General features: G+C 68.1%; 25 protein-coding genes. 8 read left to right on the forward strand and 17 right to left on the reverse strand.

The genetic code is table 11. The features are described from left to right. Positions 1 to 78: 78 nt before the first annotated feature. The gene (locus NWF24_RS29095; protein WP_258351557.1) at positions 79 to 510 is read right to left on the reverse strand and encodes a putative toxin-antitoxin system toxin component, PIN family; all 432 of its coding nucleotides are present in this window, start codon (positions 508 to 510) and stop codon (positions 79 to 81) included. Between the two features lie 127 nt (positions 511 to 637). On the opposite strand from NWF24_RS29095, the gene NWF24_RS29100 reads away from it, so the two are divergent. Continuing rightward, positions 638 to 1,111 carry a surface-adhesin E family protein gene (locus NWF24_RS29100; RefSeq protein WP_258351558.1) on the forward strand — a complete coding sequence of 158 codons (474 nt, stop codon included), beginning with the start codon at positions 638 to 640 and terminating at the stop codon, positions 1,109 to 1,111. Here NWF24_RS29100 and NWF24_RS29105 read toward each other — a convergent pair. Continuing rightward, positions 1,097 to 2,344, reverse strand: a complete 1,248-nt coding sequence (locus NWF24_RS29105) for a THUMP domain-containing class I SAM-dependent RNA methyltransferase (RefSeq protein ID WP_258351559.1) — start codon at positions 2,342 to 2,344, stop codon at positions 1,097 to 1,099. The two genes, NWF24_RS29100 and NWF24_RS29105, sit on opposite strands and share 15 nt — an antisense overlap. Before the next feature lie 82 nt (positions 2,345 to 2,426). On the opposite strand from NWF24_RS29105, the gene NWF24_RS29110 reads away from it, so the two are divergent. The 5 genes from NWF24_RS29110 (at position 2,427) to NWF24_RS29130 (ending at position 6,873) form a co-directional block, all read left to right on the forward strand. Beyond that, a complete protein-coding gene (locus tag NWF24_RS29110) occupies positions 2,427 to 4,235 on the forward strand; it encodes an ATP-binding response regulator (RefSeq protein ID WP_258351560.1) in 1,809 nt (602 codons plus the stop codon). Between the two features lie 87 nt (positions 4,236 to 4,322). Next, complete coding sequence (locus tag NWF24_RS29115; RefSeq protein WP_258351561.1) at positions 4,323 to 4,916, forward strand: cytochrome b; 594 nt, start codon at positions 4,323 to 4,325, stop codon at positions 4,914 to 4,916. Next, entirely contained in the window at positions 4,916 to 5,503 is a 588-nt protein-coding gene (locus tag NWF24_RS29120; protein WP_258355377.1) for a YceI family protein, read from the forward strand. Before NWF24_RS29115 ends, NWF24_RS29120 begins: the two co-directional genes overlap by 1 nt. Positions 5,504 to 5,567: 64 nt before the next feature. Continuing rightward, a complete protein-coding gene (locus NWF24_RS29125) occupies positions 5,568 to 6,209 on the forward strand; it encodes a YceI family protein (RefSeq protein WP_258351562.1) in 642 nt (213 codons plus the stop codon). Positions 6,210 to 6,228: 19 nt separating this feature from the next. Then, complete coding sequence (locus NWF24_RS29130) at positions 6,229 to 6,873, forward strand: LysE family translocator (RefSeq protein ID WP_258351563.1); 645 nt, start codon at positions 6,229 to 6,231, stop codon at positions 6,871 to 6,873. Positions 6,874 to 6,880: 7 nt separating this feature from the next. Here the strand turns inward: NWF24_RS29130 and NWF24_RS29135 are convergent, their stop codons facing one another. From NWF24_RS29135 to argS, 7 genes are all read right to left on the reverse strand, one after another. After that, positions 6,881 to 8,488: a phospholipase D family protein gene (locus tag NWF24_RS29135; RefSeq protein ID WP_258351564.1), complete on the reverse strand. Its 1,608-nt coding sequence runs from the start codon at positions 8,486 to 8,488 to the stop codon at positions 6,881 to 6,883. A 10-nt stretch (positions 8,489 to 8,498) separates the two neighbouring features. Further along, entirely contained in the window at positions 8,499 to 10,100 is a 1,602-nt protein-coding gene (rpoN, locus tag NWF24_RS29140; protein WP_093054107.1) for an RNA polymerase factor sigma-54, read from the reverse strand. A 17-nt stretch (positions 10,101 to 10,117) separates the two neighbouring features. Then, positions 10,118 to 10,912 carry an LPS export ABC transporter ATP-binding protein gene (gene lptB / locus NWF24_RS29145; protein WP_093054106.1) on the reverse strand — a complete coding sequence of 265 codons (795 nt, stop codon included), beginning with the start codon at positions 10,910 to 10,912 and terminating at the stop codon, positions 10,118 to 10,120. Then, positions 10,909 to 11,622, reverse strand: coding sequence for a lipopolysaccharide transport periplasmic protein LptA (lptA, locus tag NWF24_RS29150; protein ID WP_258351565.1), 714 nt, complete (start codon positions 11,620 to 11,622; stop codon positions 10,909 to 10,911). Before lptA ends, lptB begins: the two co-directional genes overlap by 4 nt. A 155-nt stretch (positions 11,623 to 11,777) precedes the next feature. Then, a complete protein-coding gene (locus tag NWF24_RS29155; protein WP_093054102.1) occupies positions 11,778 to 12,425 on the reverse strand; it encodes a thiol:disulfide interchange protein DsbA/DsbL in 648 nt (215 codons plus the stop codon). Positions 12,426 to 12,567: 142 nt separating this feature from the next. After that, entirely contained in the window at positions 12,568 to 13,332 is a 765-nt protein-coding gene (locus tag NWF24_RS29160) for an SPOR domain-containing protein (RefSeq protein ID WP_258351566.1), read from the reverse strand. A gap of 13 nt (positions 13,333 to 13,345) precedes the next feature. Further along, positions 13,346 to 15,031: an arginine--tRNA ligase gene (gene argS / locus NWF24_RS29165; protein ID WP_258351567.1), complete on the reverse strand. Its 1,686-nt coding sequence runs from the start codon at positions 15,029 to 15,031 to the stop codon at positions 13,346 to 13,348. 131 nt (positions 15,032 to 15,162) lie between these two features. Here argS and NWF24_RS29170 point away from each other — a divergent pair, with 131 nt between their 5' ends. Further along, positions 15,163 to 15,501: a hypothetical protein gene (locus NWF24_RS29170; RefSeq protein ID WP_258351568.1), complete on the forward strand. Its 339-nt coding sequence runs from the start codon at positions 15,163 to 15,165 to the stop codon at positions 15,499 to 15,501. Positions 15,502 to 15,578: 77 nt separating this feature from the next. Here NWF24_RS29170 and NWF24_RS29175 read toward each other — a convergent pair whose 3' ends face one another. From NWF24_RS29175 to NWF24_RS29200, 6 genes are all read right to left on the reverse strand, one after another. After that, positions 15,579 to 17,627, reverse strand: a complete 2,049-nt coding sequence (locus tag NWF24_RS29175) for a spermidine synthase (RefSeq protein WP_258351569.1) — start codon at positions 17,625 to 17,627, stop codon at positions 15,579 to 15,581. Positions 17,628 to 17,634: 7 nt separating this feature from the next. Continuing rightward, entirely contained in the window at positions 17,635 to 18,087 is a 453-nt protein-coding gene (locus NWF24_RS29180) for a DUF2214 family protein (protein WP_093054094.1), read from the reverse strand. Between the two features lie 61 nt (positions 18,088 to 18,148). Beyond that, positions 18,149 to 19,075 carry a LysR family transcriptional regulator gene (locus NWF24_RS29185; RefSeq protein WP_258351570.1) on the reverse strand — a complete coding sequence of 309 codons (927 nt, stop codon included), beginning with the start codon at positions 19,073 to 19,075 and terminating at the stop codon, positions 18,149 to 18,151. Between the two features lie 49 nt (positions 19,076 to 19,124). Further along, a complete protein-coding gene (locus NWF24_RS29190) occupies positions 19,125 to 20,105 on the reverse strand; it encodes a Bug family tripartite tricarboxylate transporter substrate binding protein (protein ID WP_258351571.1) in 981 nt (326 codons plus the stop codon). A gap of 4 nt (positions 20,106 to 20,109) precedes the next feature. Continuing rightward, complete coding sequence (locus tag NWF24_RS29195) at positions 20,110 to 21,300, reverse strand: CaiB/BaiF CoA transferase family protein (RefSeq protein WP_258351572.1); 1,191 nt, start codon at positions 21,298 to 21,300, stop codon at positions 20,110 to 20,112. Then, positions 21,293 to 22,231, reverse strand: a complete 939-nt coding sequence (locus NWF24_RS29200; protein ID WP_258351573.1) for a hydroxymethylglutaryl-CoA lyase — start codon at positions 22,229 to 22,231, stop codon at positions 21,293 to 21,295. The genes NWF24_RS29195 and NWF24_RS29200 overlap by 8 nt, the downstream gene beginning before the upstream one ends. 135 nt (positions 22,232 to 22,366) lie before the next feature. Here NWF24_RS29200 and NWF24_RS29205 point away from each other — a divergent pair, with 135 nt between their 5' ends. Beyond that, positions 22,367 to 23,107, forward strand: a complete 741-nt coding sequence (locus tag NWF24_RS29205) for an IclR family transcriptional regulator (protein ID WP_258351574.1) — start codon at positions 22,367 to 22,369, stop codon at positions 23,105 to 23,107. A 134-nt stretch (positions 23,108 to 23,241) separates the two neighbouring features. Here NWF24_RS29205 and NWF24_RS29210 read toward each other — a convergent pair whose 3' ends face one another. Together NWF24_RS29210 and hisC are read right to left on the reverse strand one after the other, a co-directional pair. Continuing rightward, positions 23,242 to 24,213, reverse strand: a complete 972-nt coding sequence (locus NWF24_RS29210; protein ID WP_258351575.1) for a Bug family tripartite tricarboxylate transporter substrate binding protein — start codon at positions 24,211 to 24,213, stop codon at positions 23,242 to 23,244. A 42-nt stretch (positions 24,214 to 24,255) separates the two neighbouring features. Further along, entirely contained in the window at positions 24,256 to 25,233 is a 978-nt protein-coding gene (gene hisC / locus NWF24_RS29215; RefSeq protein WP_258351576.1) for a histidinol-phosphate transaminase, read from the reverse strand. Between the last annotated feature and the right edge of the window lie 20 nt (positions 25,234 to 25,253).

Consider the following 25,253-nt stretch of genomic DNA (forward strand, 5'->3'; position numbering starts at 1 on the left):
CGGGCCCGATGAGCTTGTAGAAGACAAAGCCGAGCGCAATCGCTCCGGCACCGATGGAGAGGATGCGAGCGGCAGATCTCATGGCCCAAACGCCGCCTGCACCGCCACCCCACGCAGCGCCAGCCGCTTCTTCATCGACAGCACAGCCCGATCCTTGCTAAGCAGCAGCGCCCGATGCGCCACGGCTAGGTCGATGAACACCTGGTCATCAGGATCGCTGCACACGCAGGGCGCGCGCGGCGGGATGCCTTCCACCATCTGCACCCGCGCATCGAAATCGGCGAGCACCGTCGGCACTTGCAGCTTCCGCTGCGCCATGCGTCTTGCAATCAGCGGATAGCCCAGCACGCGTTCGAGTTCTGTGCGCATGGCGGCCGTAACCAGCCAGCGCAGTTCTCCTGCCGCAAGCCGTGCGGTCAGCGGGCCCCATGCCGGATCTTCGAAGACCAGCAGGTCGAGCGCGATGTTGGTGTCGATGACGACGGGGGCGGAGGGTTCTGTCAACGTCATGGAATGTGCGGGGGATATCGCCGATGTTGCACCATGCGAAGCCGGCGTCAGGCCCGAGTCGGCTCGGCCGACGACAATGCCTCCGGCGCTTGCGCGCCCTGCCTCATCACAGCATCCGCCCTCTTTCATGAAACGTCTCCCGCTGTTCTGCCTCGTCCTGCTCGCCTCCGTGGGTGTCCGGGCCGAGTGGTTCACGCTGTCGGGCACGCCCGGCGACGCCACCAGCAGCTATGTGCAGGTCGAGCCGACCAGCGTCGAGGTGGATGGATCGAACCGCCTCGTGAGCCTGCGCATGAGCCTGCCGGAAGACCGCACGGGCCGCGACGGCATCAGGTTCCGCTCCTTCCAGGCCCGAGCCAAGGTCGATTGCGAGGCCCGCAGCGCGCGCTACGTGAGCGCCACCTACTTCGGCCATCCGGACTTCGTCGGCGAACCCGTCGCGGTGAGGCATTTCGAGGAGAGCGACGTGCGCACCGTGACCCTGGCCGGCGCGCGCGACCTCGTCACGCGAACGATCAACGCAGCCTGCGCCGTTCGCCCCAAGGAAGCCAGGGAACAGCAGCAGCAGCCCAAGCCCGAAGGCGAGCTACTTCCGCGCTGAGCCCGCGACCATGTCGAAGCGGAACAGCCGGCATTCGATCGGGCCGTTCCACATCGGCACGCGGCGCGACTCCTTCAGGCGCATCTGCTTGGGCAGCTTCAGGTCGGGCGTGAGCACCCAGGCGGTCCAGCCGGCGTAGTTCTTCTTCCAGTGGGTGGCGAGCTGCGGGAAGAATTCGCCGCCGTCGCCCTCGCCACCTGCTTCACCGCCTGAGGTCTGCGCCGATTCGCGCGCACCCGAGCGCCCCGTGCCGGCCACGCCGCCCACCTCGATGCGCTCACCGTACGGCGGGTTGAGCATGATCACGCCGCCCTCGGCCGGCGGCATGCGCTGCAGCGCGTCGCCGCCGCGGAACTCGATGGCCTGCGCCACACCGGCGCGCTCGGCGTTGCGTTCGGCAAAGTCGACCATGCGGTGCGACACGTCGGAGCCGAAGATCGCCACGCTGCCCTCGCGCACGGCCGTCTCGGCCTCCTGCCTGATGACCGTCCACACGTGCGTCTGGAACGGCAGCAGCTTCTCGAAGCCGAAGCGCCGCAGCGACCCGGCCGCGATGCCTCGCGCGATCTGCGCCGCCTCGATGGCGATGGTGCCGCTGCCGCAGCAGGGGTCGTACAGCGGCTGGGTCGACACCTCGCCGGTCTCGGGGTTCCACCAGCCGCTGGCGGCCAGCATGGCGGCGGCCAGGGTTTCCTTCAGCGGGGCGTCGCCCTTGTCCTGGCGCCAACCGCGCTTGAACAGCGGTTCGCCCGAGGTGTCGATGTAAAGCGTGCAGGTGTCGGTGGTCAGGTGGGCGAACACGCGGCAGTCGGGCCACTGGGTCTCGATGCTCGGGCGCACGCCGTTGGCCTTGGCGCGGAAACGGTCGGCAATGGCGTCCTTGATGCGCAGGGTGGCGAAGTTCAGGCTCTGCAGCGGGCTGTGCTGGGCGGTGGTCTCGATCTTGAAGGTCTGTTTGGGGGTGAACCAGATCTCCCAGGCCACGCCGTTGGCAATGGCGTACAGGTCGTTCTCGCTGCGGTAGGGCGCGTGGGCCAGTTCGACCAGCACGCGTTGGGCGAGCCGGCAGTGCAGGTTGAGCTTCAAGGCGTCGCGCCAGTCGGCACGCACCCGCACGCCGCCGCGCAACGTGAGCAGGTCTTGCCCGACGCGGCCGGTCAGGGCGTGCACCTCCTGGGCGAGGAATTCCTCGACGCCGGCGGCGCAAGGCAGGAAAAAGGAGAGATCGTTCACGGAAATTAGGCCATCGGGGAACCCGACTAGGGGACTCCATTGTCGCCGCGTCACGCGCCTTCTCTATATAGTCGATTCGCCGATGACCCCCACCCCCGCATCACCGACCGCGCCGGCCGCCGCCAGCGACAGCAGCGACGACCGCTTCGCGATCCAGTGCGAGGTGCTGCGGCTGTCCGTGCGGCCCATCGGACCGGTGCTGCTGGTGCAGTACCTGCTGAACTGCGGCGTGGCGGCGCTCTTCGCCTGGCAGTACTCGCTGACGCGCGCACTGATCTGGATCGCGCTGGTCACGGGGGTGACGGTGATGCGCGGCTTCTTCCCCCAACGCCTGCCAGAGCCCTTCACGCCCGAAACGCTGCGCGAGGCGCAGCGCACGCACACGCTGCGCACAGCCATCTGGGAGCTGGCGCACGGGCTGGCCGGGGTGCTGCTGTTCAACCCCGCGAGCGCCGACCTGCAGCTGCTGCTGGGCCTGATCCTGATGGGCATGACGCTGTCGTCGGCCTTCTCGGTGTCGTTCTACACGCCGGCCACGCAGCTCGCCATCACGCTGCTGCTGGCGCCGATCATCGTCACCGGCCTCTGGATGGGCGCGCCGGTGATGATGGCCGTGGCGGTCATCGGCATCGGCCTGATCGCGATGATGTGGAAGCTGGTGGCCGAGCGCTCGCGCCAGCTCGAAGAGAACATCGGCCTGCGGCTGAACGAGCGCACCCTGCGCGAACAGGCACTGGCCGGCCTGCGCGCCTCCGAACACGCGCAGGCCGAGCGGCTGCGCTTCTTCTCGGCCGCCAACCACGACCTGCGCCAGCCGGTGATGGCCATCGGCCTGCAGGCCGAGGTGCTGCGCCAGCAGCTGAACAACGGCGCGGACATGGAGGCGGTGCAGCACACGGTGGGCTCGCTGGCGCGGGCGCAGCAGGCGCTCGAAGGGCTGACCAACCAGCTGCTGGAAATCGGCCGCATCGAGGCCGCGGTCGATCCGCTGCGCCCGGCGGCGGTGGCGCTGGCGCCGCTGCTGCAGGAACTGGCGCGCCAGGCGGGCGACGGCCGCGTGCTGGTGCGCTGCCCGCACGATGCAATCGCCTGGAGCGACACGGTGTCGCTGCGCCGCGTGCTCGCCAACCTGGTCGACAACGCCGTCAAGTTCACGCCGCGCGGGCGCGTGCTGCTGGCGGTGCGGGCGCGGCGACGAGGCACCGCCCGGGCCTGGCGCGTGGAGGTGCGCGACAGCGGCATCGGCATCGCGGCCGACGCGCAGCAGCGCGTGTTCAACGACTTCGAGCAGATCGGCAACGTCGAGCGCAACCTGCAGCGCGGCCATGGGCTGGGCCTGGCGATCGTGCGGCGGCTGGCGGCGCAACTCGGCATTGAGGTGTCGCTGCGCTCGGCACCGGGGCGAGGGTCGGTGTTCAGCTTCGAACTGCCTGCAGCGCCGGAAAGCGCTGTGGTTGCGGCGCGCCCCGCTGCCGCGGCGCAGGACGATGGCGACGAGGCGACGCGCACGCCGCTGCGCCCCGGGCTCGCCGTGCTGGTGGTGGAAGACAACACGGTGGTGGCCGACAGCCTCTCGGCCCTGCTGCTGCAATGGGAAGTGGAGCCGCGCGTCTATGCCAGCGCCGCCGAGGCGCTGGCGCTGGCCGACCTGCGCGCGCTCGACGCGGCGCTGTGCGACATCCGCCTGCCGGGTGCGCTCGACGGCATCGCGCTGGCCGAGAAGCTGCAGCGGCAGAAGCCGTCGCTCGCGATCGCGCTGATTTCGGCCGACATCAACGAAGCCACCCAGCGGCTGGCCGCCGAACGCGGCTGGCATGCGCTGCGCAAGCCGGTGCAGCCGGACGAACTGCGCGGCGTGCTGCTGAAGGCGCAGCAGCAGCTGCGGAGCTGACCGAGGCCACCGGGCTGGCACGGCCCCTGCTGTGCTGTCATGGCTTCCGATATATGCTCCGCGCACAGGCCGCCAGCCCTGCCTTCGATGTCCATCGACACATCCCCCCCTCTCCTCGCCGCTGATCCACGCAGCCCGCGCTACGACCCGCTCGCGATCGCGCTGCACTGGCTGCTCGCGGCCCTGATCGTCGGCTCGTTCGGCGTCGGGCTCTACATGACGGGCCTGCCGTTCTCGCCGCTGCGGCTGAAGGTGTACAGCTGGCACAAGTGGGCGGGCGTCACGATCCTCGCGCTGTCGGCGCTGCGGCTGCTGTGGCGGCTGGGGCACCGCCCGCCGGCGCTCCCGCCCGGCATGACGCGGCTGCAGCTGGCCAGCTACCGCATCAGCCACACGCTGATGTACCTGCTGTTCTTCGCGGTGCCGCTGTCCGGCTGGGCCTACAGCTCGGCCATGGGCATGCCGGTCGCGTGGTTCGGTGTGCTGCCGCTGCCCGACTTCGTGCCGGTCGACCACGACTTCGCCGAGGCGGTGCTGCAGCCGCTGCACCGCAACTGTGCCTTCGTGCTGGCGGGCGTCACGCTGCTGCACGTGGCTGCCGTGCTCAAGCACCACTGGATCGACCGCGACGGTCTTCTGAAACGCATGTGGCCGGGGCCACGCAAGGAATCTGCTCGATGATGAAGCGCCTGTTTTTCCGCCTCTTGCCGCCGCTCGCGGCGCTGGCCTTCGCCATCGCGTTGCCGGCCGGCGCCGAGCCTGCGGCCGCGAAGCTCGTCGCCGACAAGAGCCAGATCGTCTTCGTCACCAAGCAGATGGGCGTGCCGGTGGAAGGCACGTTCAAGAAATTCGACGCACACGTCGCCTTCGATCCGAAGAAGCCCGAGGGTGGCAGCGTCGCGCTGCAGATCGACACGGCCAGCGCCGGCTTCGGCGTTCCGATGAGCGATGCCGAGCTGCCCAAGCAGTCGTGGTTCGACGCCGCGCATTTCCCGCAGGCGAGCTTCCAGTCGAGCGCCATCAAGGCGCTGGGCGACGGCAAGTTCGAGATGGCGGGCAAGCTCACCATCAAGGGCACGGCCAAGTACGTGACGGTGCCCGTCAGCATCGCAGCGGCCGGCGGCAACTACGCGGTGGCCACCGGAAGCTTTACGATCCAGCGGCTCGACTACAAGGTGGGCGACGGCGAATGGACCGACACCTCGATGGTCGGCAACGAGGTGCAGGTGCGCTTCAAGTTCACGCTCGCGGGCCTCGGGCCGCTGTGAACCGCCTGGCCGATCCGCCTTCTTCCATCCGTTTTTCTCTTTCATGATCCACACCACCACCGCCATGAAAAAGCTTCTTCTCGCCATGGCCCTGTCGGCGTCCGCCGCGTTCACCGGTGCCAGCGCACAGGAACAACAGCCATCGGGGTTCGCGCCAGCCGTGGCCGCAAAGCCCACGGGCGGACCGGTGAAAAACGCCAACTACGTCGTCGACCCGACGCACACCTTCGTGATGTACGAAATGGGCCACTACGGCACCACCACCAATCGGGGCCGCTTCAGCACCAAGGACGGCTCGGTGCAGATCGACGGCACCGGCGCCAGCGGCAAGGTCGACATCACGATGGACATCAGCTCCATCAACACCGGCGTCGACCTGCTCAACCGCCACGTGCAGAGCAAGGACTTCTTCAACGTGGCCGAGTTTCCGACCGGCCGCTTCGTGGCCGACCGCATCGACTTCAGCGGCGACAAGGTGGTCGACGTGCCCGGCACGCTCACGCTGATGGGCCAGACCAAGCCGGTGACGCTGAAGGCCGTGCGCTTCAACTGCTACCTGAGCCCGCTGATCAACCGCCAGGTGTGCGGCGGCGACTTCGAGACGACGGTGGAGCGCAGCGACTGGGGCATCACCTGGGGCCTGAACTTCGGCTTCGAGAACAAGGTGAAGCTGCTGGTGCAGGTCGAAGCAGTCAACGTGCAGTGACACCGGAGAAGGCAAGGCCATGATGGACACCACCCTTTCCCTGCTCGGCATCGCCGGCGCCATGACTGTGGGCGCGATGAGCCCCGGCCCAAGTTTCGTGATGGTGGCCCGCACCGCCGTGAGCTCTCGCGCCGACGGACTGGCTGCCGCGTTGGGCATGGGCGCTGGCGGGCTGGTCTTCGCGATCGCCGCGCTGGCCGGGCTGCAGGCGGCGTTCCTGGCCGTGCCGACGCTGTACGTGGCCATCAAGGGCCTGGGCGGCGCCTACCTCGTCTACCTGGGCATCCGGATATGGAGCGGCGCGCGCCAGCCGCTGGCGGTGACGCAGGAAACGGGCGCCTCGCCGCGCCAGCAGGGCCGCAGCGGCCACACCTTCCTGCTGGGCCTGGCCACGCAGGTCAGCAACCCGAAGACTGCCGTGGTCTACGCCAGCATCTTCGCGGCCTTCCTGCCGCGCGAGGTGCCGCTGGTGCTGGCACTGGCGGTGCCGGCAGTCATCTTCTGCATCGAGACGGGGTGGTACGCCATCGTCGCTCTCGCACTGTCCTCGGCGGCGCCGCGTTCGGCCTACCTGCGCTACAAGGTCTGGATCGACCGCGCAGCCGGCGGCGTGATGGGCTTGCTGGGCCTGCGGCTGATCTGGTCGGCCGTGCGCGGCAACTGAGCCGACGCTACAACAAGCTCTCTGGCGTCAGCGGCGCCAGGATCTCGAGCATGGTCCGATCCCAGAAGCCGGAGTCGGGCTCCTCGGTCAGCACGGTGAGCTTGCCGGCGTCGTCGCTGACCCATTCGATACGCGACTCGTTGCTGCCCTCGGCAAAGCGCAGCCGGTACGCACCCTGCTGCTTGAGCACGTCGATGAGCTTCAGCGCCTGCTGCGCCATCTCGGCGCTGCGAATGAAGAGGCCTATCTCGGTGTTGTACGTCTCCGAGCGCGGGTCGAAATTCATCGAACCGACGAAAAGAATGCGCCGGTCGATCACCGCCGACTTGGCGTGCAGCCTGCCTACCGAGGTGCCGAACAGGCCGAGTCGCACGCTGCGCCGGGTGCGGGTGGAACTCAGCTCGTAGAGGTCGGCGCCGAGCTTGAGCATGTCGGGCCGATAGCGGCGGTAGGCGGTGTGCACCAGCGGCTCGTCGGTGGCGGCCAGCGAATTGGTGACTACGCTGATCTTCACGTTGCGGCCCCGGATCTCGCGCATCACCTCCAGCCCCGAGGCGCCCGGAATGAGGTAGGGCGAGACGATGGTCACCTCGGAGCGCGCGCGGCGCATCTGCTCGACCACGTTGTAGCGCACGCTGTCGACGTCCAGCAGCGGCACGCCGCCGTAGGAGGCGGTCTTGCCGATCACGCGCTCGGGCGAATCGGCGTAGGCCTCGGCGGTGGCCCAGATCAGGCCGAGCTTGCCGGTGTTCAGGTCTTCCGCCATCGGGCTGTAGCCGAGCAGGTCGTTGGGCGCGGGCGGCGGCGGTGGTGGCGTGGTGTCGGGGCCGGTGGCGACGTCGAAGCGCTTCTGCAGTTCCTCGCGCGACAGGTCGCTGGCCACCACCGACTGGACCGGCCGCACGTAGATGCTGTTCCAGTACTGGTCGAACAGGCTGCCCAGCCGCGGGATCAGCGCGCCGGTGACGAAGGTGTCGAGGTCTAGAAAGTTCTCGCCCGCGGTGCGCCTGAAGTACTGGTTGCCGATGTTTCGCCCGCCCGCCACCGCCATCGCGCCGTCGGCAATGAACAGCTTGTTGTGCATGCGGCGGTTGACGCGGCTGAAGTCGAAGAGCGAGGCGCTGAAGCGCTTCAGCAGGCTGCCGCGCCCGGCCGGGAACGGGTTGAACAGCCGCAGCTCCACGTTGGGCGTGGCAGCGAGGCCGAGCAGCAGCTCGTCCTCGCCGGAGGTGTAGAGGTCGTCCATCAGCAGCCGCACGCGCACGCCGCGCAGTGCGGCATCGCGCAGGGTGCGCATCAGGTAGCGGCCGGTCTCGTCGTTCTCGATCTGGTAGTACTGCACGTCGAGCGTGCGCTGCGCGCGGCGGGCCAGCTGGATGCGGGTGTCGAAGGCAAAGTCGCCGCCGGGCATGAGGCGAAAGCCGCTCAGGTCGGGGTCGGGCTGCGAGGCCAGCGCGATCTTTCCGAGAGCGGTGTCGGCCGACACGGTCATGGCCTTGGTGGGCGGGCGCGGTGCCTCGTCGGGCAATGTGGCGCAGCCTGCGAACAGCAAGACCGCCGCCATGACGAAAACCCAATGCCCACAACGCGACAGCGACAGCAGGCGACGGGTCATCGGCGTCTTTCTACAGGGCCTTGCGAAGGTTGGCGGGCGCGATGCGCAGCGCCTCGCGGTACTTGGCCACGGTGCGGCGCGCGCACTCGATGCCCTGCTCTTTCAGCATCTCGGAGATCTGGCTGTCCGACAGCGGCTTCTTGATGCTCTCCGAGCTGACGAACTGCTTGATCAGCGCGCGCACCGCGGTGCTCGACGCATTGCCGCCGGTCTCGGTGCCCAGCGCCGAGCCGAAGAAGTACTTGAGCTCGACCGTGCCGAAGGGCGTGGCCATGTACTTGGCGGTGGTCACGCGCGAGATGGTCGATTCGTGCAGGCCCAGCTCGTCGGCGATCTCGCGCAGCACCAGCGGACGCATCGCAAGCTCGCCGTGCACGAAGTAGCTCTTCTGCCGCTCGACGATCGCGTTGCTCACGCGCAGGATGGTGTCGAAGCGCTGCTGGATGTTCTTGATGAACCAGCGCGCTTCCTGCAGCCGCTGCGACAGCGCCTGGCTGCCTTCGCCCTTGTGCGACTTGAGCGCGCCGGCGTAGATGTCGTGTACGCGCAGGCGCGGCATCACCTCGGGGTTCAGCATGACGCGGAACTTCACGTTGGTGCCGCGGCCCGTCTTGGTGACTATGACGTCGGGAATGACGATGTTGCGCTCGACGTCGACGAAGCGCCGGCCCGGCTTGGGCTCGAGCCGCGCAATGATCTGCAGCGCCGAGCGCACCAGTTCCTCGTTGCTGCGGGTGAGCGTGGCCAGGCGCTTGAAGTCGCGGCGCGCGAGCAGCTCCATTGGCTGCTTGCAGATGGCAATGGCGATCTTGCGGACCAGCTCTTCTTCGTCGGTCTCGTCCTCGCGGGCCAAGGCGCGCAGCTGGATGCCCAGGCATTCGCCGAGGTCGCGCGCGCCGACGCCAGCCGGCTCCAGGCTCTGCAGCAGGCCGAGCGCCACCTGAAAGTGATGCACGAGGTCGTCGAACTGGTCGTTGTCGTCGCCGGCCAGGCCCGAGGCCAGTGCGGGCAGCGAGTCTTCGAGGTAGCCGTCGTCGTTGAGCGATTCGATGAGAAAGCGCAGCGCGGCGCTGTCGTTTTCGTTCAGCCGCAGGCTCAGCGCCTGGCGGTGCAGGAAGGACTGCAGCGATTCCTGGCTGCGCGCGAGTTCGGTGGCGTCGGCGCGTTCGTCATCACCCAGGTTGTTCTGGCGCGCGGGCGCGTCGCTGCCCCATTCGCTGTCGTCGGGCGCCATGTCGACGGTGCCGTCGCCTTCCCAGTCGGGCTCGCGCTCGGTGATTTCGGCGGCGGGGCCGTCGGTGTCGGCCGTGGTGGTGGTGCTTGTTTCGGTGGAAGCAGTGGACGCGCTGGCGGCGGGGGAAGCGAAGTCGCTCTCGCCGTCGCCGCTATCGCCGCCGTCGTCGCGCGGCACCGGGGCATCGGCCGTGTCGAGCCCGAATTCCTCGCGCGCCGCTTCTTCAGCCGTGCGCTCGAGGAACGGGTTCTCGTCGAGCATCTGCTCCACCTCCTGGCTCAGTTCGAGCGTGGAGAGTTGAAGCAGCCTGATCGACTGCTGCAGCTGTGGCGTCAACGCCAGATGCTGCGAAACGCGAAGGGATAGCCCTTGCTTCATGGGAACCGCCCCCGCCCTTACATGCGGAAGTGTTCGCCCAAGTACACCCTGCGTACCTCGGCGTTGTCGACGATCTCCGAGGGTGTGCCTTGTGCCAGCACATGCCCGTCGCTGATGATGAAAGCGTGATCGCAGATGCCCAGCGTTTCACGCACGTTGTGGTCGGTGATGAGCACGCCGATGCCGCGCTCCTTCAGGAAACTGATGATCCGCTGGATTTCGATCACGGCGATCGGGTCGATGCCGGCGAAGGGCTCGTCCAGCAGGATGAAGCGCGGCTGCGTGGCCAGCGCACGCGCAATTTCGACGCGGCGGCGCTCGCCGCCCGACAGCGCGAGCGCGGGCGAATCGCGCAGGTGGTCGACGCGCAGGTCGGCCAGCAGTTCGGCCAGGCGCTCGTCCATGTGCTGCTTCGACAGCGGCGCCATCTTGCCGTTCTCGTCGGGCTCGCTCTGGAGCTCGAGCACGGCGCGCACGTTTTCCTCGACCGTGAGCTTGCGGAAGATCGAGGCTTCCTGCGGCAGGTAGCTCAGGCCCATGCGGGCGCGGCGGTGAATGGGCATGTGGGCGATGGGCTCGCCGTCGATGCTGATGTCGCCCGCGTCGGCGCGCACCAGCCCCACGATCATGTAGAACGAGGTGGTCTTGCCCGCGCCGTTCGGCCCGAGCAGCCCGACGACTTCGCCCTTCTGCACGTCGAGCGAGACGTCTTTCACGACCGTGCGGCTGCCATAGCTCTTCTTCAGGCCGCGCGCGATCAGGCGGCTGCCCGGTGCGCCGTTGGCGTCCTGCGTTCCAGCGGTTTCGATCACTTGCGGGTTTCTCCCTGGTCACTGAGCGTGGTGCTCGGGCGCAGGCCCTTGCCGGGTGCGGGCGTGGGCGCCGGCGGCGCCGCCTTCGCACCGGCCGGGGCCGAGGCACCGGCCGCCGGTGCGGTGGCGGCCTTGGGGGTCAGGATGGTCTTGACGCGCCCGCCCGGGGTGGACGCGTTGACGGCGGTGTTCGGCGGCACGGTGGAACCGTTGACCGTGTAGGTGTCGTTGCTCTGGTCGTAGACGATCAGCGCGCCCTGGCTTTCGTCGTTCGGCGTGGCGCCGAGCAGGCGGCGCATGGTGGCGTTGCGGATGAACTTGACGTTGTCGGCACGGCTGTCGTACTCGATGACTTCCGATTCGCCCTCGATCCACTCGTCGGGCGCGTTGCGCTTCTGCTTGTAGTAGGCCCGCTTGCCCGGAGCCGCCGTGACCACGCCGTACTGGTAGCCCTCGGGGTCCTGGCGTACATCCATGCGTGCGCCACGGATGATGATCGTGCCCTTCGTAACGAGCACGTTACCGGTGAACACGCTGGTCTGCTTCAGGTCGTCGTAACGCATCGAGTCCGACTCGATGTTCATCGGCTTGGTGCGGTCGGCGGTTTCGGCCAGTGCGCCCGAGGCAAGGCCGGCCAGCAACAGCGCGCCGACAGCCAGGCGGCCGATGCGACGGAAGAAGGGAGTGGTGGGGTGAGAGTGCAATGTCATAGAGGCACGAAACTTGCTCAGCATTGTATGCGGCTGATTGCGTCAGCCCCGCACGCACAGATGAAAAAGCCCGCCGATGCGGGCTTGACTTTCTTCCTGGATTCCTCTCAGGAACACCGCGGAACCGGCTCCGCCGGTCCGCGATCTTGGGGGGGTCAGCCCTTCTTTGCTTCGCCGATCAAGTAGTTCACGACCTGAAGCACTTTGGTCATGTTGCCGGCGGTTTCGCCGTCCACATACCAGCGGCCGGCCACGGCCATTGCCGGCACGCCAGCCACCTTGTAGGCGTCGGTCATTTGCGAGGCGCGCTTGGCCTTGCTGGCCACGCCGAACGAGGTGAAGACTTCCTTGAACTTGGCGCCGTCCAGGCCGTTCGCGGCGGCCCAGGCAATGATGTTGGCGTCGCCGTTCACGTTCTGGCGCTGCGCGTGGATCGCGTTGAACACCTTCGGCTGATATTCGTCGACCTTGCCCATGGCCTCGAGCGCGTAGTACAGGCGCTGCTTGGCTTCGACGTCGTTGCCCACGAAAGGCACAGGGATGCGGCGGAAGGCGACTTCCTTGGGCACGGTCTTGATCCAGGCTTCCAGCGCCGGCTCGAAGTCGTTGCAATGCGGGCAGTTGTACGAGAAGAACTCGACCACCTCGATCTTGCCGGCGGGCGCGTCGACCGGCACGCGCTTGTCGAGCACCAGGTACTCGGTGCCGGCCTTGGGCGCGCGCGCCTGGGCGTGGGCCGGGTTGGCGGCCAGGGACAGCAGCCCGAGCGAAGTGGCGGCCAGCGAAAAGTCACGACGTTTCATTGAAAGAGCTCTCCAGTTGTTACGGCAGACTGAGCCGGCGCGCGGCGGGGAGTTCCCCCGTGTCCAGCGCGCCCGAGGCAGTGGATGGTGGCGGCAAACGCCGCGCGGCGAAGCTTAGGGGCTATTTGCGTCGGCTGCCGGGTCAGCGCTGCACGCGAACCAGCGCCGAATCCATGCCGCCGCCGTCCAGCCGCTCCTTGAGGCGGTCGGCGTCGTCCTTCTTGTTGAAGGGGCCGGCGCGCACGCGGTAGACGGTGCGGCCCGCCTGCTCGCGCTCGGTGACCTTGGCCTCGACGCCCATCAGCGACAGCTTGGCGCGCTGCGCCTCGGCGTCGTCGGTGGTGCGGAAGGCGCCGGCCTGCACGAAGTACATGAACGGATCGGGGCCCGAACTGCTGCTGCCGGCGTTGCTGTTGCTGCTGGGTGCGGCCGACGCTGTGGTCGTGCTGCCGGAGCTGGAGCCACCGCCCGAGCGCGCCCGGGCCAGGTCGCCCAGCGGATCGTTCGACGGCGGCAGTGCGTTGGCTTCGGCCGGTACCGGCGCAGGGCGCGGCGGCTTGGGCGCCACCACCACGGGCACCGGCGGTGCAGTCGTGGGTGGGGCGGTGGCAGGGGCCACGGCCGTGGTGGCCGGCTCGCCGGTGACGGGGTTGACCGGGCCGGTGGGTGCGGGCGCCGGCTTGGCGGCGCCTGCCTTGCCGGCCAGCGGCGCGTTCGGGTCCCAATCGCGGTTCTTGCGGGCTTCGGCCTCGTCCTGCTCGGCGCCGCCGCGCTGCGTCTTGGTCACGAACGGGATCGGCACCTTGGTCACGTAGACCGCAATGCCCAGCGCGACGCCCAGGCCGAGCACCAGCCCGATGATCAGGCCGATGACGATGTTGCCGCGTTGTCTGGTTGTCTTCTTCATGGTGAGGGGAGGTTCACATCTTGCTCGGCGCACTGACGCCGAGAATCGCGAGGCCATTGTGCAGCACCTGCGCGGTCGCGGCGACCAGCGCCAGGCGGGCCAGCTTGACCTTTTCGTCGTCGACCAGGATGCGCTCGGCGTCGTAGTAGCTGTGGTAGCTGGCGGCCAGCTCGCGCAGGTAGAACGTGACGTCGTGCGGGGCGAAGTCCTTCGACGCGGCCGTCAGCATGGCCGGGTACTTGGCCAGCAGCAGCATCAGCGCCTGGGCGGCCGGGCTTTCGAGCGGCGACAGGTCGACGTCTTTCAGCGTGGCAGCGTCGCCGCCCCAGCCGGCCAGCACCGAGCAGATGCGCGCATGCGCGTACTGCACGTAATAAACCGGGTTGTCGTTGTTTTTCGTCACCGCGAGGTCGACGTCGAAGGTGTATTCGGTGTCGGGCTTGCGGCTGAGCAGGAAGAAGCGGATGGCGTCGGTGCTGGTCCACTCGATCAGGTCGCGCAGCGTGACGTAGCTGCCGGCGCGCTTGCTGATCTTGACCTCTTCGCCGCCCTTCATGACGCGCACCATGGTGTGCAGCACGTAGTCGGGGTAGCCCTCGGGAATGCCTTCGCCCGCCGCCTGCAGGCCGGCGCGCACGCGCGCGATGGTGCCGTGGTGGTCGGTGCCCTGGATGTTGATGACCTTGTGGAAGCCCCGCTCCCACTTGGCGATGTGATACGCGACGTCGGGCACGAAGTACGTGTACGTGCCGTCCTGCTTCTTCATCACGCGGTCTTTGTCGTCGCCGTAGTCGGTCGACTTCAGCCACAGTGCGCCGTCCTGTTCGTAGGTCTTGCCGGCAGCCACGAGCTTCTGCACGGCAGCTTCGACGCGGCCGCTGGTGTAGAGGCTGGACTCCAGGTAGTACTGGTCGAAGTGGACGCGGAAGGCCTGCAGATCCAGGTCTTGCTCTCGGCGCAGGTAGGCCACGGCGAACGCGCGGATCGCGTCGATGTCCTCGATGTCGCCGCTGGCGGTGACTTCGCGGTCTTCCGACTTGACGGTCTTCTTCGCCTTGAAGTCTTCGGCAATGTCGGCGATGTAGTCGCCGTTGTAGGCCGGTGCCTTTTCGCCGCTGGGCCATTCGGCGTCGCCGGGCTTGAAACCGCGGGCGCGCAGTTGCGTGCTGGTGGCCAGCGTCTGGATCTGCACGCCGGCGTCGTTGTAGTAGTACTCGCGCCAGACGCTTTCGCCCTGCGAGGCGCGCAGGTTGCAGATGGCGTCGCCCAGCGCCGCCTGGCGGCCGTGGCCGACGTGCAGCGGGCCGGTCGGGTTGGCCGAGACGAACTCGACCAGCACCTTTTCGCCGGTGGCGGGTTGCTGCCCGAAAGTATTCCCGGCCGACAGCACCTCGCGCACGATCTGCTGCTTGGCCGTCGTCTTCAGTCGGATGTTGAGAAAGCCGGGCCCGGCGATCTCGATCGCCTCGACCCATTGGCCGAAAGCGGGGGTGGCGAGCAGCGCAGCGCTCAGTTGCTCGGCCAGTTCGCGAGGCTTGCGCCCCAGCGGTTTGGCGAGCTGCATGGCGGCCGTGCTGGCGAAATCGCCATGCGCAGCCACCTTGGGCGACTCGAACGCGGCTTTGGAGCCAGCGCCGGGCGAGAAGGATTCGAGCGTGTTCGCGAGCGCCGCGAGCAGCTCCTGTTTGACCAATAGCATCCGGGAATTTTACCGGGGGCAAACCCGGGTGCAGTTGACGATGGTCATCCGATTGTTGGCTTGGCCCGTTAGGATGGTCGGCCCCGAGGCGGGGCTCCTGTCACAACCCAACCTTGCAAGGACACATCACCATGAAGAAGCTCCTTTCCCTGCTCGCACTCGGCGCCTGCCTTTCCTTCGGCGCCGCACAGGCTCAAGACAAGGCCGCCACCCCGGCACCAGCCCCCGCCGCCGCTGCTGCACCCGCCGCCGCCGCTGGCGCAAGCTGCGAATCCAAGGCTGTGGACAAGAATGGCAAGGCCCTCGCTGGCGCGGCCAAGGCCAGCTCCATCAAGAAGTGCGAGAAAGACACCAAGGCTGCAGCGGCTCCCGCCTGCGCTGCCAAGGCCGTCGACAAGAACGGCAAGGCACTGGCCGGCGCCGCCAAGAGCAGCTTCATCAAGAAGTGCGAGAAAGACGCCAAGGCCTGAAACCACGCCGCACTGACAATTGTGAAAAGAGGCCCGCCGCGTGCGGGCCTTTTTCTTGGCCACGCCAATGCTCCACGCTACTTCAGCACACCCAGCAGGTTGTTGAAGTCGTCGGTCCAGGGCCGCTGCCCCGGCTTCGTGGCGATCGGCGTCGCGGCCTCCCGTATCAACTCGCGCGCCAGCACCTGCGGATCGCGCGCGACCAGCACCCAGTCGGTGCGGTGCAGCCAATCGGATTGCTCGGCTTCGTCGTGCACCAGCACCGCGTGCAGTCCCCGGGCCTCGGCCACCTTGGCGATCACGGGCGCGAGCGCCAGGAACCGGTTGGTCACGTGAAAGGCGATCACGCCGTCGGGCTTCATGTGCCGCAGGTAGACGTCCATCGCCTCGGCCGTGAGAAGGTGCACCGGCACCGAATCCCCTGAAAAGGCGTCGACCGCGAGCACATCGAAACCCTGCGCCGGCTCTCGCTCCAGCGCCAGCCGGGCATCGCCGAGCACCCGTTCGATGCGCGCCTCGCTGTCGCGCAGGAAGCTGAACTCCTTGTCCGCCAGCGCGAACACCTGCGGATTGATCTCGTAGAAGCGGTAGACGTCGCCGCTGCGGCCATAGGTCGCGAGCGTGCCGGCACCCAGCCCGATCAGGCCCACGCGACGCGGTGCGGCCGGTGCGGAGTCGATCGCGCGGCCGATGCCGGAGGTTTCGCCGTAGTAGGTGGTGGGCTCGTGCCGGCGCTCCGGGTCCAGGAACTGCGAGCCGTGCTTGATCGACCCGTGCGCCAACTGGCGCACGTTGTCTGATGGCGGATCGCCCGTCGTGTCGTAGACCAGCAGCGCCCCATAGAAATTGCGCTGCAGGCTGCGCGCGCCAGACCGGTCGCTGCCGACCTGCAGCAGCAGGAAGAGCGTGCAGCAGGCGGCCAGCACCACGCAGCAGACCCGCAGCCACACCCGCTGGCGCAGCACGGCCGCAGCAGCCAGCGCAGTCAGCATCAGGCCGAGCCCCAGTTCGTAGTACGCCGCCAGCACATGCGGCGCGACAAGCCCGACCGTTACCCCGCCCAGCGCCCCGCCGAGCGACATCATCAGATAGAAGCGCGTGAGGTAGCGCGGCCCCGGCCGCAGCTTCGCGGTTTCGCCGTGCAGGAACATGCACAGCACGAACAGCCCCGACACATACAGCGGCAGCGCAATGCGGACCTCGGCGCCGATGTGGTGCTGCAGGCCGAAGGCGCACAGCAGCAGCATGACGGCCGCCAGCGGCAGGAATACGCCGCGCCTGTACCAGCGGTCGCTCTCGAAGCACAGGACGAAAGTCAGCAGGTACAGCGACAGCGGCAGCACCCACAGGAAAGGCACCGCGGCAACGTTCTGGGTGATGTGGTTCGTCACGGCCAGCAGCAGCCACGACGCCAGCGCCGGCAGCGCGAGCCACAGCAGGTAGTCGGCGATGCGCGGCGGCTTGTCCTCCACGACGGCTTGGGCGGCCTGGCCCGGAGACGACGGCTGCGGCACTGCCTCGGCCGTCAATCGCCGCGCCATGTACAGCGTCGTGCCGGCACACAGCACCACGAACGCGGCATAGCCCCACGACCATCCGTGCGCCTGCTGCAGCAGCGTACTGCGCGGCTCGATCAGCACCGGATAGCTCAGCAGCGACAGCAGCGACGCCAGGTTCGACAGCGAGAAGTATCGGTACACCTGCGCGCCCCAAGGCGTGCGCGCCACCCACGACTGCACCAGCGGCCCGGTGGTCGAGAGCAGGAAGTACGGCAGGCCGATGGTGCCGAACAGCAGCCCCAGGATCCGCCAGGCCGGGTCTTCGGTGCCTGTGGGCTTCCAGTTCGCGCCCACCACGATCGGAAGAAACGCCAGGCTCGCGAGCAGCAGCGCCACGTGCAGCACAGCCTGCGCCCGCATGCGCAGATGGCGCGTGACCCAGTCGGAATACGCATACCCCGCCAGCAGCACCACCTGGAAGAACACCATGCAGATCGACCACACCGCGGCCGAGCCGCCGAACCACGGAAGAATCTGCTTCGCGATCAGCGGCTGGACCAGGAACAGCAGGAACGCGCTGCTGAAGATGGTGCCGGCAAACAGAAGCTGGATGCCGGGGTGTCCCATGCCAGGCTTACTTGCCGAAGCCGCGTGCCAGGAACACCGCTACCAGCGGAATCAGCGCTATCAGGTGCGCCTGCACCATCACCAGCTTGCGCGTTTTCTTGATGTCGGCCTCGGCCGGCAGCTTGCCGGTGGCGCGCAGCGTCTTGCGCCAGCGGAAGTAGGTGAGCGTCGGGAAGATCGAGAGCACGCCCACGATGATGAAGAGCCCCAGCTTCACGTGCAGCAGCGGATTGGTCCAATACCAGGCCGTGCCCTTCACGCCCCACCAGGTGCGCGCGATGCCCGTGGCGAGCACCGCGATGGCGGCAATGCCATAGACCATGTCGACCTTCGCCAGCCGCTCGACCACCGCGGCATTGAGCCACTGCACGCGGCATAGCGCCGCTTCGCTGGAAATGAACACCACCATCGTGAGGATGGCAAGCAAGTGCAGGTACGCGAGGATGGCTTCGAGCGTCATCGATGGCTTTCTTCCGAGTGGGGTTGCAAATGCAAACAGATTGTGACGCCGCCGATGCGCCTCAGGCCCTTCCACCCCAGAATTCCGGGTTCCCGTATTGCTCCTTGAGGAAATCAAGCCACAGTCGCACCCGCAGCGGCAGGTGCTTGGCGCCCGCGAACACCGCGTAGATGCCGTTGGGCGGCGCGGCGAACTCGTCGAGCAGGGGCACGAGCAGGCCGGCATCGATCTCGGCCTCCACCTCCCAGGTGCTGCGCCAGGCGATGCCGTGGCCGGCCAGGCACCAGTCGTGTAGCACTTGGCCGTCGGAGCAATCGAGCGGGCCGCTGGGGCGCAGGTGGATCAGCTCCTGGTTGCCTTCCTCGTTGACGATGCGAAAGGCCCAGCCGCGCGTCTGCGAGGCGTCGCTCGACAGCGTGAGGCAGGCAAAGCGCGAAAGCTCGCCCGGGTGCTTCGGCTTGCCGTGCCGGCGCACGAACTCGGGCGTGGCGACGCAGCGGCGGCGGTTGTCGGCGAGCCGCACGCTCACGAGCGATGAATCGGGCAGGTCGCCCACGCGCACCGCGCAATCGAAGCTCTCGCCGGTGACGTCGACCACGCGGTCGCTGAGGTTCAGCGAAATCGTCACTTCAGGGTGCAGCGCATGAAAGCGCGGCACCAGCGGCGCGACGTGTCTACGGCCGAAGCCCGCTGGCGCCGTCACGCGAAGGTGGCCGCTGGCTTTGATGCCGCCGGCGCTCACGCTGGCTTCGGCGTTTGCGAACTCGGCCAGAAGGCGCTGGCAGTCTTCGAGGAATGCGCTGCCTTCGTGCGTGAGCGTGATGCGGCGCGTGGTGCGTACCAGCAGCTTGACGCCCAGGCGCTCTTCGAGCGCATCGAGCCGGCGCCCCATGATCGCGGGCGCCACGCCCTCTGCCTTGGCCGCGGCCGTGAGCCCGCCGCGGGTCGCGACCGAGACGAAGGATTCGAGCTGCTTGAGGCGGTCCATGGGGCGGAAACTATATCGCCCGCCTGTTTGTTGGTTAGTTGGAGGGCGCCTATTCGGGCCGCACGCCCGCCTCGCGCACCGCTGCGCCCCAGCGTGCATGCTCGGCCTTGACGTACTGCGCCGCCTGCTCCGGACTGCCGCCTACGGGCGTGCTGCCTTCGGCCAGCAGCTGCGAAATGGTCGCGGGCTTGGCCAGCGCCTTGTCGACGGCGGCGTTGAGCTTCTTCACGATGTCGGCGGGCGTGCCGGCCGGCACGACGAGCGCCTTCCAGTCCACCGCCTCGAAGCCCTTGTAGCTCTCGCCCACGGTCGGCACCTCGGGCATCACCGGCAGGCGCTTGGCCGAGGTGACGGCCAGCGCGCGCAGCTTGCCGCCCTTGACCATCGCGAGCGCGCCCTGCGGCGTGGCGAACATATAGTCGGTCTGGCCGCCGAGCAGGTCGGTGATGGCGGGCGCGGCGCCCTTGTACGGCACGTTGAGCACCTGGAAGCCCGCGCGCTTCGCGAGCACCTCGCCGGCCATGTGGCCCAGCGTGCCGGTGCCGGCGAGCGCCTGCTTGATCTCGCCGGGCTTGGCCTTGGCCGCGGCAATCAACTCTGCCAGCGACTTGTACGGCGCGTCCGCGCGCACCACCAGCACCACGGGCTGCGAGGCCACGACCGACACCGGCACCAGGTCCTTCAGCGCGTCGTAGGGCATCTTCGGGAATAACGTCGGGTTGATCGCGAGGTTGGCGGTCTGGCCGAGGCCGACGGTGTAGCCGTCGGGCTTGGCCTTGGCCACCACGTCCATGCCGATGTTGCCGTTGCCGCCCGCGCGGTTGTCGACGATGAAGGTCCACTTCGTGTCGTCGACGAGCTTCTGCGCGACAAGGCGCGCCACGATGTCGGTGGCGCCGCCGGGCGTGTAGGGCACGACGAGGCGCACGGGCTTGTCGGGCCAGGCTGTGTCGGCCAGGGCAGGAGCGGCGTTCAGGCATGCGGCGGCCGCGGCGCACGCCAGCAAGGCGCGCCGTGTGATGAAAAACATGGGGTCAGTCTCCGAGGGTGATGTGTTGTGTTTCGAGCGCGGCGATTTCTTCGTCGCTGTAGCCCACTTCTTTCAGCAGCTCGCGGCTGTGCTCGCCGACGTGCGGCGGCTGCAGCCGGATGCCGGGCCGTTCGCCTCCCAGCGTGAACGGCATCAGCGGCACCTTGGCCGTGCTGCCGTCGTTCATGCGCACCGGCGCGAGGCCACCAGTGGCGTTCAGGTGCGGGTCGTCGAACAGCTCCTGCGGCTTGGTGATGGGGGCGAAGGGCAGCTCGTTCTGCTCGAACACCGCACTGAGCTCGGCCGCGCTGTGGTTCGCGAGATGCGAGCGCAGGATGGGCATCATCCATTCGCGCGCCAGCACGCGGTCGTTGTTGGTCTTCAGGCGCGGGTCGGCCAGCATGTCTTCCAGGCCGAAGGCCTTGCAGAAGATGGCCCACTGCTTGTCGCTCACGGCCGCCAGGAAGATCTGCTCGCCATCTTTCACGGTGAACACGTCGTACACGGCCCAGGCCGAGATGCGGCTGGGCATCGGGTCGGCGGCCTTGCCGGTGGCGGCGAACTGCATCATGTGCTGCGCGACCAGGAACACGTTGTTCTCGAACAGCGCGGACTGCACTTCGCAGCCCTTGCCGGTGAGGTCGCGCTGGCGCAGCGCGGCCATTGCGCCAATGGCGCCGAACATGCCGCCCATGATGTCGTTCACGCTGGTGCCGGCGCGCAGCGGGTCGCCCGAGCGGCCGGTCATGTAGGCAAGGCCGCCCATCATCTGCACCACCTCATCGAGCGCGGTGCGGTGGTCGTACGGCCCGGGCAAGAAGCCCTTGTGGCTCACATAGACGAGGCGCGGATTCAGCTTGCTGAGCGTGTCGTAGTCGAGCCCCAGCTTCTTCATGGTGCCGGGCTTGAAGTTCTCGCTGACGATGTCGGCGGTGGCGATGAGGCGCAGCGCGGCCTCCACGCCTTCGGGCTTCTTCAGGTCGAGCACGATGCTCTTCTTGTTGCGGTTGAAGGTCGGGAAGAAGCCCGAGCCCGAGCCGAGCAGGCGGCGCGTGTTGTCGCCCTCGATGGGCTCGACCTTGATGACCTCGGCGCCGAGGTCGGCCAGCAGCAGGCCGCAGGTCGGGCCCATGACCATGTGGGTGAATTCGACGACGCGGACGCCGGCATAAGGAAGAGGATTGGCTTCAGACATGTTGTGCGGTGTGTTCCTGGACGAAGCCCTTGGGCAATCCGGCCTCGGGCGTCATGCCGTAGACCGGTTCGCCGGGCAGGCCGGCCATGAGCGGCGCGCGCGCCGCGATGAGTTTCTGGATGTCGATGCCGGTGCGCACGCCCATGGCCTCGAACATGAAGACGAGGTCTTCGGTGACGGCATTGCCCGAGGCGCCCGGCGCATACGGACAGCCGCCGAGGCCGCCGAGCGATGCGTCGAAAGTGCGCACGCCCTCATCCCAAGCCGCGAGGCAGTTGGCGATGCCGAGGCCGCGCGTGTTGTGCATGTGGGCCGCACCGGCGTGCCTGCCGATCTCCGCGCGCAGTCGCTTGAAGAGGCGGCGCACCTGCGCGGGGTTGGCGTAGCCCACGGTATCGGACAGGCCCGATTCGTCCGCGCCGGCCTCTATGCATTGCGCAGCCAGGCGGATCACGTCGTCTTCGGGCACCAGGCCCTGCAGCGTGCAGCCGAAGGCGGTGGAGATGCCGGCTTCGAGCTTCACTTGCGGCGCAATGGCGCGGCGCAGATCGGAAATGGCGCGCACCTCCTCGACCATTTCGGTCGGCGTCTTGCGCACGTTGGCCAGCGAATGCGCCACGCTGGCCGACACCGGCATGGTGAGCTTGTGCACGCCGGCTTCGAGCGCGGCCTGCGCGCCCTTGCGGTTGGGCACCAGCGCCATCACCACGAGGCCGGGCAGCGTGACGGCGTGGCGCACCACGTCGGCGGCATCGGCCATCTGCGGCAGCAGCTTCGCGGGCACGAAGGACGCGACCTCGATCTCGCGGATGCCGGCGGCGTAGAGCGCGTCGATCCAGAGCAGCTTGTCGGCCGTGGGCATGGTGGCCTTGACCGACTGCAGGCCGTCGCGCGGGCCGACCTCGCTGATGAGGACGTCGGGGAGTGTCATCGGATTTGTCTCCTTCGATGGAATCGTGGAATCGCTTGACTGTTCTATCTTGCAGAACTATATTCTGTTAAACAGAATTAGACCGTCGAACCATCCGACTGTCAAGCCGACTCGTTCCCTCCCCTCCTGCTCCTCATGCCCCGCAAAGCCCAGACCGAATCCGTGTCAGACCTCAATGCCGCCCCCGGCGGCGCAGCGGCGGTCGACCGCGCGCTGAGCCTGCTCTCGGCCTTTCAGCCGGGCGACGAGGCGCTGTCGCTCGCGCAGTTCGCCGAGCGCACGCAGCTCTACAAGAGCACCGTGCTGCGACTGCTGGCCTCGCTCGAACATGCGCGGCTGATCCGCCGGCAGGATGACGGGCGCTACGCGCTGGGCATGGAGATCGCGCGGCTGCACGGGCTGTACGCGGCGTCGCTGTCGCTCGACCGCATCGTGCTGCCGGTGCTGCGCTCGCTCGCCGCAGCCACGGGCGAAAGCGCTGCGTACCACGTGCGGCAGGACCAGGGCGACAGCTGGGTGCGCCTGTGCCAGTTCCGGGTCGATTCATCGCACGTGGTGCGCGACCACGTGCGCGTTGGCGACCTGCTGCCCAACGACCGGGGCGCGGGTGCGCGCGTGCTGATCGCCTTCGGCCCGGAAGCCGAGCGGCCGCGCGGTGCGAAGGAACGCAAGCTGTACGACGGCATCCGCGTACAGGGCTATTGCGCATTGGTGGGCGATCGCACGGCCGAACTGGCGGGCATCTCGGCGCCGGTGTTCCATGCGGACGGCAGCCTTGCCGCGGCCGTTACGCTGACCATGCCCACGCACCGCTACGACGAGCGCTACATCGAGCCTGTGCGCGCCGCGGCGCGGGAACTCAGCGGCCAAGTCTGATGGTCTTGCTCCTTCCCCTTCCGGGGGAAGGTTGGGATGGGGGCAAGCGGCCTTGGATGCACGGCTGACGATTCATGCGCCGCTTGCCCCCACCCCTGCCCTCCCCCGGGAGGGGAGGGAAAAATGCGGGAGCCTCAGGACTCTGCTTTGAAGCCCGAGTTCTTGATCGGCATTTCCCAACGCTTCAGATGCGCCGCCTGAATGGCCGCGAGCTCGCCCGGCCCGGCATGCGCAGGCACCAGCCCCAGCGAATAGATCTTCTCCTGCACATCGGGCATGCGCAGCGCATCGGCCACGGCCTTGTCGATCCGTGCGACCACTTCGGGCGACATTCCCGGCGGGCCATAGAGGCCGAAGAAGGCATCGGCCGTCACGTTGATGCCCGACTCCTTCAGCGTCGGCACGTCGGGCAGCGCGCGGCTGCGCTGCTCGCCCGTCACCGCGAGGATGCGGACCTTGCCGGCGCGGTGGTGCTCGATGGTTTCCGAGGCCGTGTCGACCATCAGCGGCACCTGGCCGCCGATCAGGTCTTGCGCCGCCGGCGCGCCGCCGCGATAGGCCACGTGCGTCATCGGCACGCCGGCCGCCTGGGCGATCAGTTGCCCGGCAAAGTGCGGCACCGTGCCCGCGCCCGAGGTGGCGTAGTTGGCCTTTGCCGGATTGGCCTTCATCCACGCCAGCACCGTCTTCAGGTCGCCGGCGGGCGCGCCGGGCCCGGCCGTCACCGCGAAGTCGAAAGTGCTGCCGAGCGCGATCGGGGTGAAGTCCTTCGCCGGGTCGTAGCCGAGGTTCGGATACAGCCACGGGTGGATCACCATCGCGCCGCTCGGCGAGAAGACCAGCGTGTTGCCGTCCGGCGCCGCGCGCTTGAGTTCGCCCAGCGCGAGCCGCCCCGCCGCACCGGGCTTGTTGTCGATGATGACGTTCTGCCCGAGCGACACGCGCATCTTCTCGGCGAGCACCCGCGCCACCACGTCCGCCGAGCCGCCCGGCGGAAAGCCGACCAGGATGCGCACCGTGCGGTCTTGCTGCGCGAACACCAGCGGCGTGACGGCCGTAGCGGCAAGGGCGGCAGCAGACTGCGCTGCGAACTGACGGCGTTTCATGGTTCTTGTCTCCTCGGGGAGTTGTGGAAGAAGCAGTGCCGCTCAGCGCAGCGCGGCCAGCACCGCGCGGTTCTGCTCTGGCAGGCCGATGCTGATGCGCAGCCACTGCGGCAGGTCGTAATTGCCGAGCAGCGAAACCTCGATGCCGGCCGCCAGCAGGCGCGCGTGCACGGCCTGCGCGTCGCCGACCTGCACCATCAGGAAATTGCCCGACGAGGGAACGTACTCAAGGCCGAGCTCCTTGAAACCGGCGGCGAGCTGGTCGCGCCCGGCGGTGTTGAGCTCATAAGTGCGCGCGAGGAAATCCGCATCGCCCAGCGCCGCCACCGCCGCAGCCTGCGCCGGTGTCGTCACGTTGAAGCGCGGGCGGTGCGCGTTCATGCGCGCCGTGAGCGCCGGCTGCGACACGCCGTAGCCGATGCGCAGCCCGGCCAGGCCGAAGGCCTTGGAGAAGGTGCGCGCCACGATCAGGTTGGGCAGGCGGCGCACCCACTCGATGCTGTCGTAGCGCTGCGCGGGCGACAGGTATTCGGTATAGGCCTCGTCGAGCAGCACCGTCACGTGCGCGGGCACCGATTGCAGAAAGGCCAGCAGCGGCGCAGCATCGATGAAGGTGCCGGTCGGGTTGTTCGGGTTGGCCACGAACACCAGCTTCGTGTCGTCGCCGAGGGCGGCGCGCATGGCGCCCAGGTCATGGCCGAAGTCGCGCGAGGGCACGACAGTTGCGTGCGCATGGGCATGCGCCGTGGCCTGCGCGTAGACGACGAAGCCGTACTGCGAATAGACGACGCCCTCGCCCGACTTCAAGTTTGTCTGCGCAGCAAGCTCGAGGATCTCGCTCGATCCGCTGCCGAGCGTGAGCCAGTCGGTCGGCACGTCGAGCCGCGCGGCCAGCGCGTTCTTCAGCGCGGTGCCGTTGCTGTCGGGGTAATTGCCAGCGCCTTCGAGCGCAGCGGCGGCCGCGCGGCGGGCCGATTCGGGCATGCCGAGGGGGTTTTCATTGGAAGCCAGGAGGATCATGGAAACAGGTCGAGATTTAT

Origin of the sequence: Variovorax paradoxus (assembly GCF_024734665.1) — a bacterium.
GTDB lineage: Bacteria > Pseudomonadota > Gammaproteobacteria > Burkholderiales > Burkholderiaceae_C > Variovorax.

Bases quoted from the DNA above. Each gene is read 5' to 3' on its own strand.
- NWF24_RS29155 (WP_093054102.1), bottom strand. From the start codon at position 12,425: ATGAAACGTCGTGACTTTTCGCTGGCCGCCACTTCGCTCGGGCTGCTG.
- NWF24_RS29100 (WP_258351558.1), top strand. From the start codon at position 638: ATGAAACGTCTCCCGCTGTTCTGCCTCGTCCTGCTCGCCTCCGTGGGT.
- NWF24_RS29195 (WP_258351572.1), bottom strand. From the start codon at position 21,300: ATGTCTGAAGCCAATCCTCTTCCTTATGCCGGCGTCCGCGTCGTCGAA.
- NWF24_RS29170 (WP_258351568.1), top strand. From the start codon at position 15,163: ATGAAGAAGCTCCTTTCCCTGCTCGCACTCGGCGCCTGCCTTTCCTTC.
- hisC (WP_258351576.1), bottom strand. From the start codon at position 25,233: ATGATCCTCCTGGCTTCCAATGAAAACCCCCTCGGCATGCCCGAATCG.
- NWF24_RS29125 (WP_258351562.1), top strand. From the start codon at position 5,568: ATGAAAAAGCTTCTTCTCGCCATGGCCCTGTCGGCGTCCGCCGCGTTC.
- NWF24_RS29190 (WP_258351571.1), bottom strand. From the start codon at position 20,105: ATGTTTTTCATCACACGGCGCGCCTTGCTGGCGTGCGCCGCGGCCGCC.
- NWF24_RS29180 (WP_093054094.1), bottom strand. From the start codon at position 18,087: ATGACGCTCGAAGCCATCCTCGCGTACCTGCACTTGCTTGCCATCCTC.
- NWF24_RS29130 (WP_258351563.1), top strand. From the start codon at position 6,229: ATGATGGACACCACCCTTTCCCTGCTCGGCATCGCCGGCGCCATGACT.
- NWF24_RS29095 (WP_258351557.1), bottom strand. From the start codon at position 510: ATGACGTTGACAGAACCCTCCGCCCCCGTCGTCATCGACACCAACATC.
- NWF24_RS29185 (WP_258351570.1), bottom strand. From the start codon at position 19,075: ATGGACCGCCTCAAGCAGCTCGAATCCTTCGTCTCGGTCGCGACCCGC.
- NWF24_RS29115 (WP_258351561.1), top strand. From the start codon at position 4,323: ATGTCCATCGACACATCCCCCCCTCTCCTCGCCGCTGATCCACGCAGC.
- NWF24_RS29135 (WP_258351564.1), bottom strand. From the start codon at position 8,488: ATGACCCGTCGCCTGCTGTCGCTGTCGCGTTGTGGGCATTGGGTTTTC.
- argS (WP_258351567.1), bottom strand. From the start codon at position 15,031: ATGCTATTGGTCAAACAGGAGCTGCTCGCGGCGCTCGCGAACACGCTC.
- NWF24_RS29210 (WP_258351575.1), bottom strand. From the start codon at position 24,213: ATGAAACGCCGTCAGTTCGCAGCGCAGTCTGCTGCCGCCCTTGCCGCT.
- rpoN (WP_093054107.1), bottom strand. From the start codon at position 10,100: ATGAAGCAAGGGCTATCCCTTCGCGTTTCGCAGCATCTGGCGTTGACG.
- NWF24_RS29175 (WP_258351569.1), bottom strand. From the start codon at position 17,627: ATGGGACACCCCGGCATCCAGCTTCTGTTTGCCGGCACCATCTTCAGC.
- NWF24_RS29200 (WP_258351573.1), bottom strand. From the start codon at position 22,231: ATGACACTCCCCGACGTCCTCATCAGCGAGGTCGGCCCGCGCGACGGC.
- NWF24_RS29120 (WP_258355377.1), top strand. From the start codon at position 4,916: ATGAAGCGCCTGTTTTTCCGCCTCTTGCCGCCGCTCGCGGCGCTGGCC.
- NWF24_RS29110 (WP_258351560.1), top strand. From the start codon at position 2,427: ATGACCCCCACCCCCGCATCACCGACCGCGCCGGCCGCCGCCAGCGAC.
- lptA (WP_258351565.1), bottom strand. From the start codon at position 11,622: ATGACATTGCACTCTCACCCCACCACTCCCTTCTTCCGTCGCATCGGC.
- NWF24_RS29160 (WP_258351566.1), bottom strand. From the start codon at position 13,332: ATGAAGAAGACAACCAGACAACGCGGCAACATCGTCATCGGCCTGATC.
- NWF24_RS29205 (WP_258351574.1), top strand. From the start codon at position 22,367: ATGCCCCGCAAAGCCCAGACCGAATCCGTGTCAGACCTCAATGCCGCC.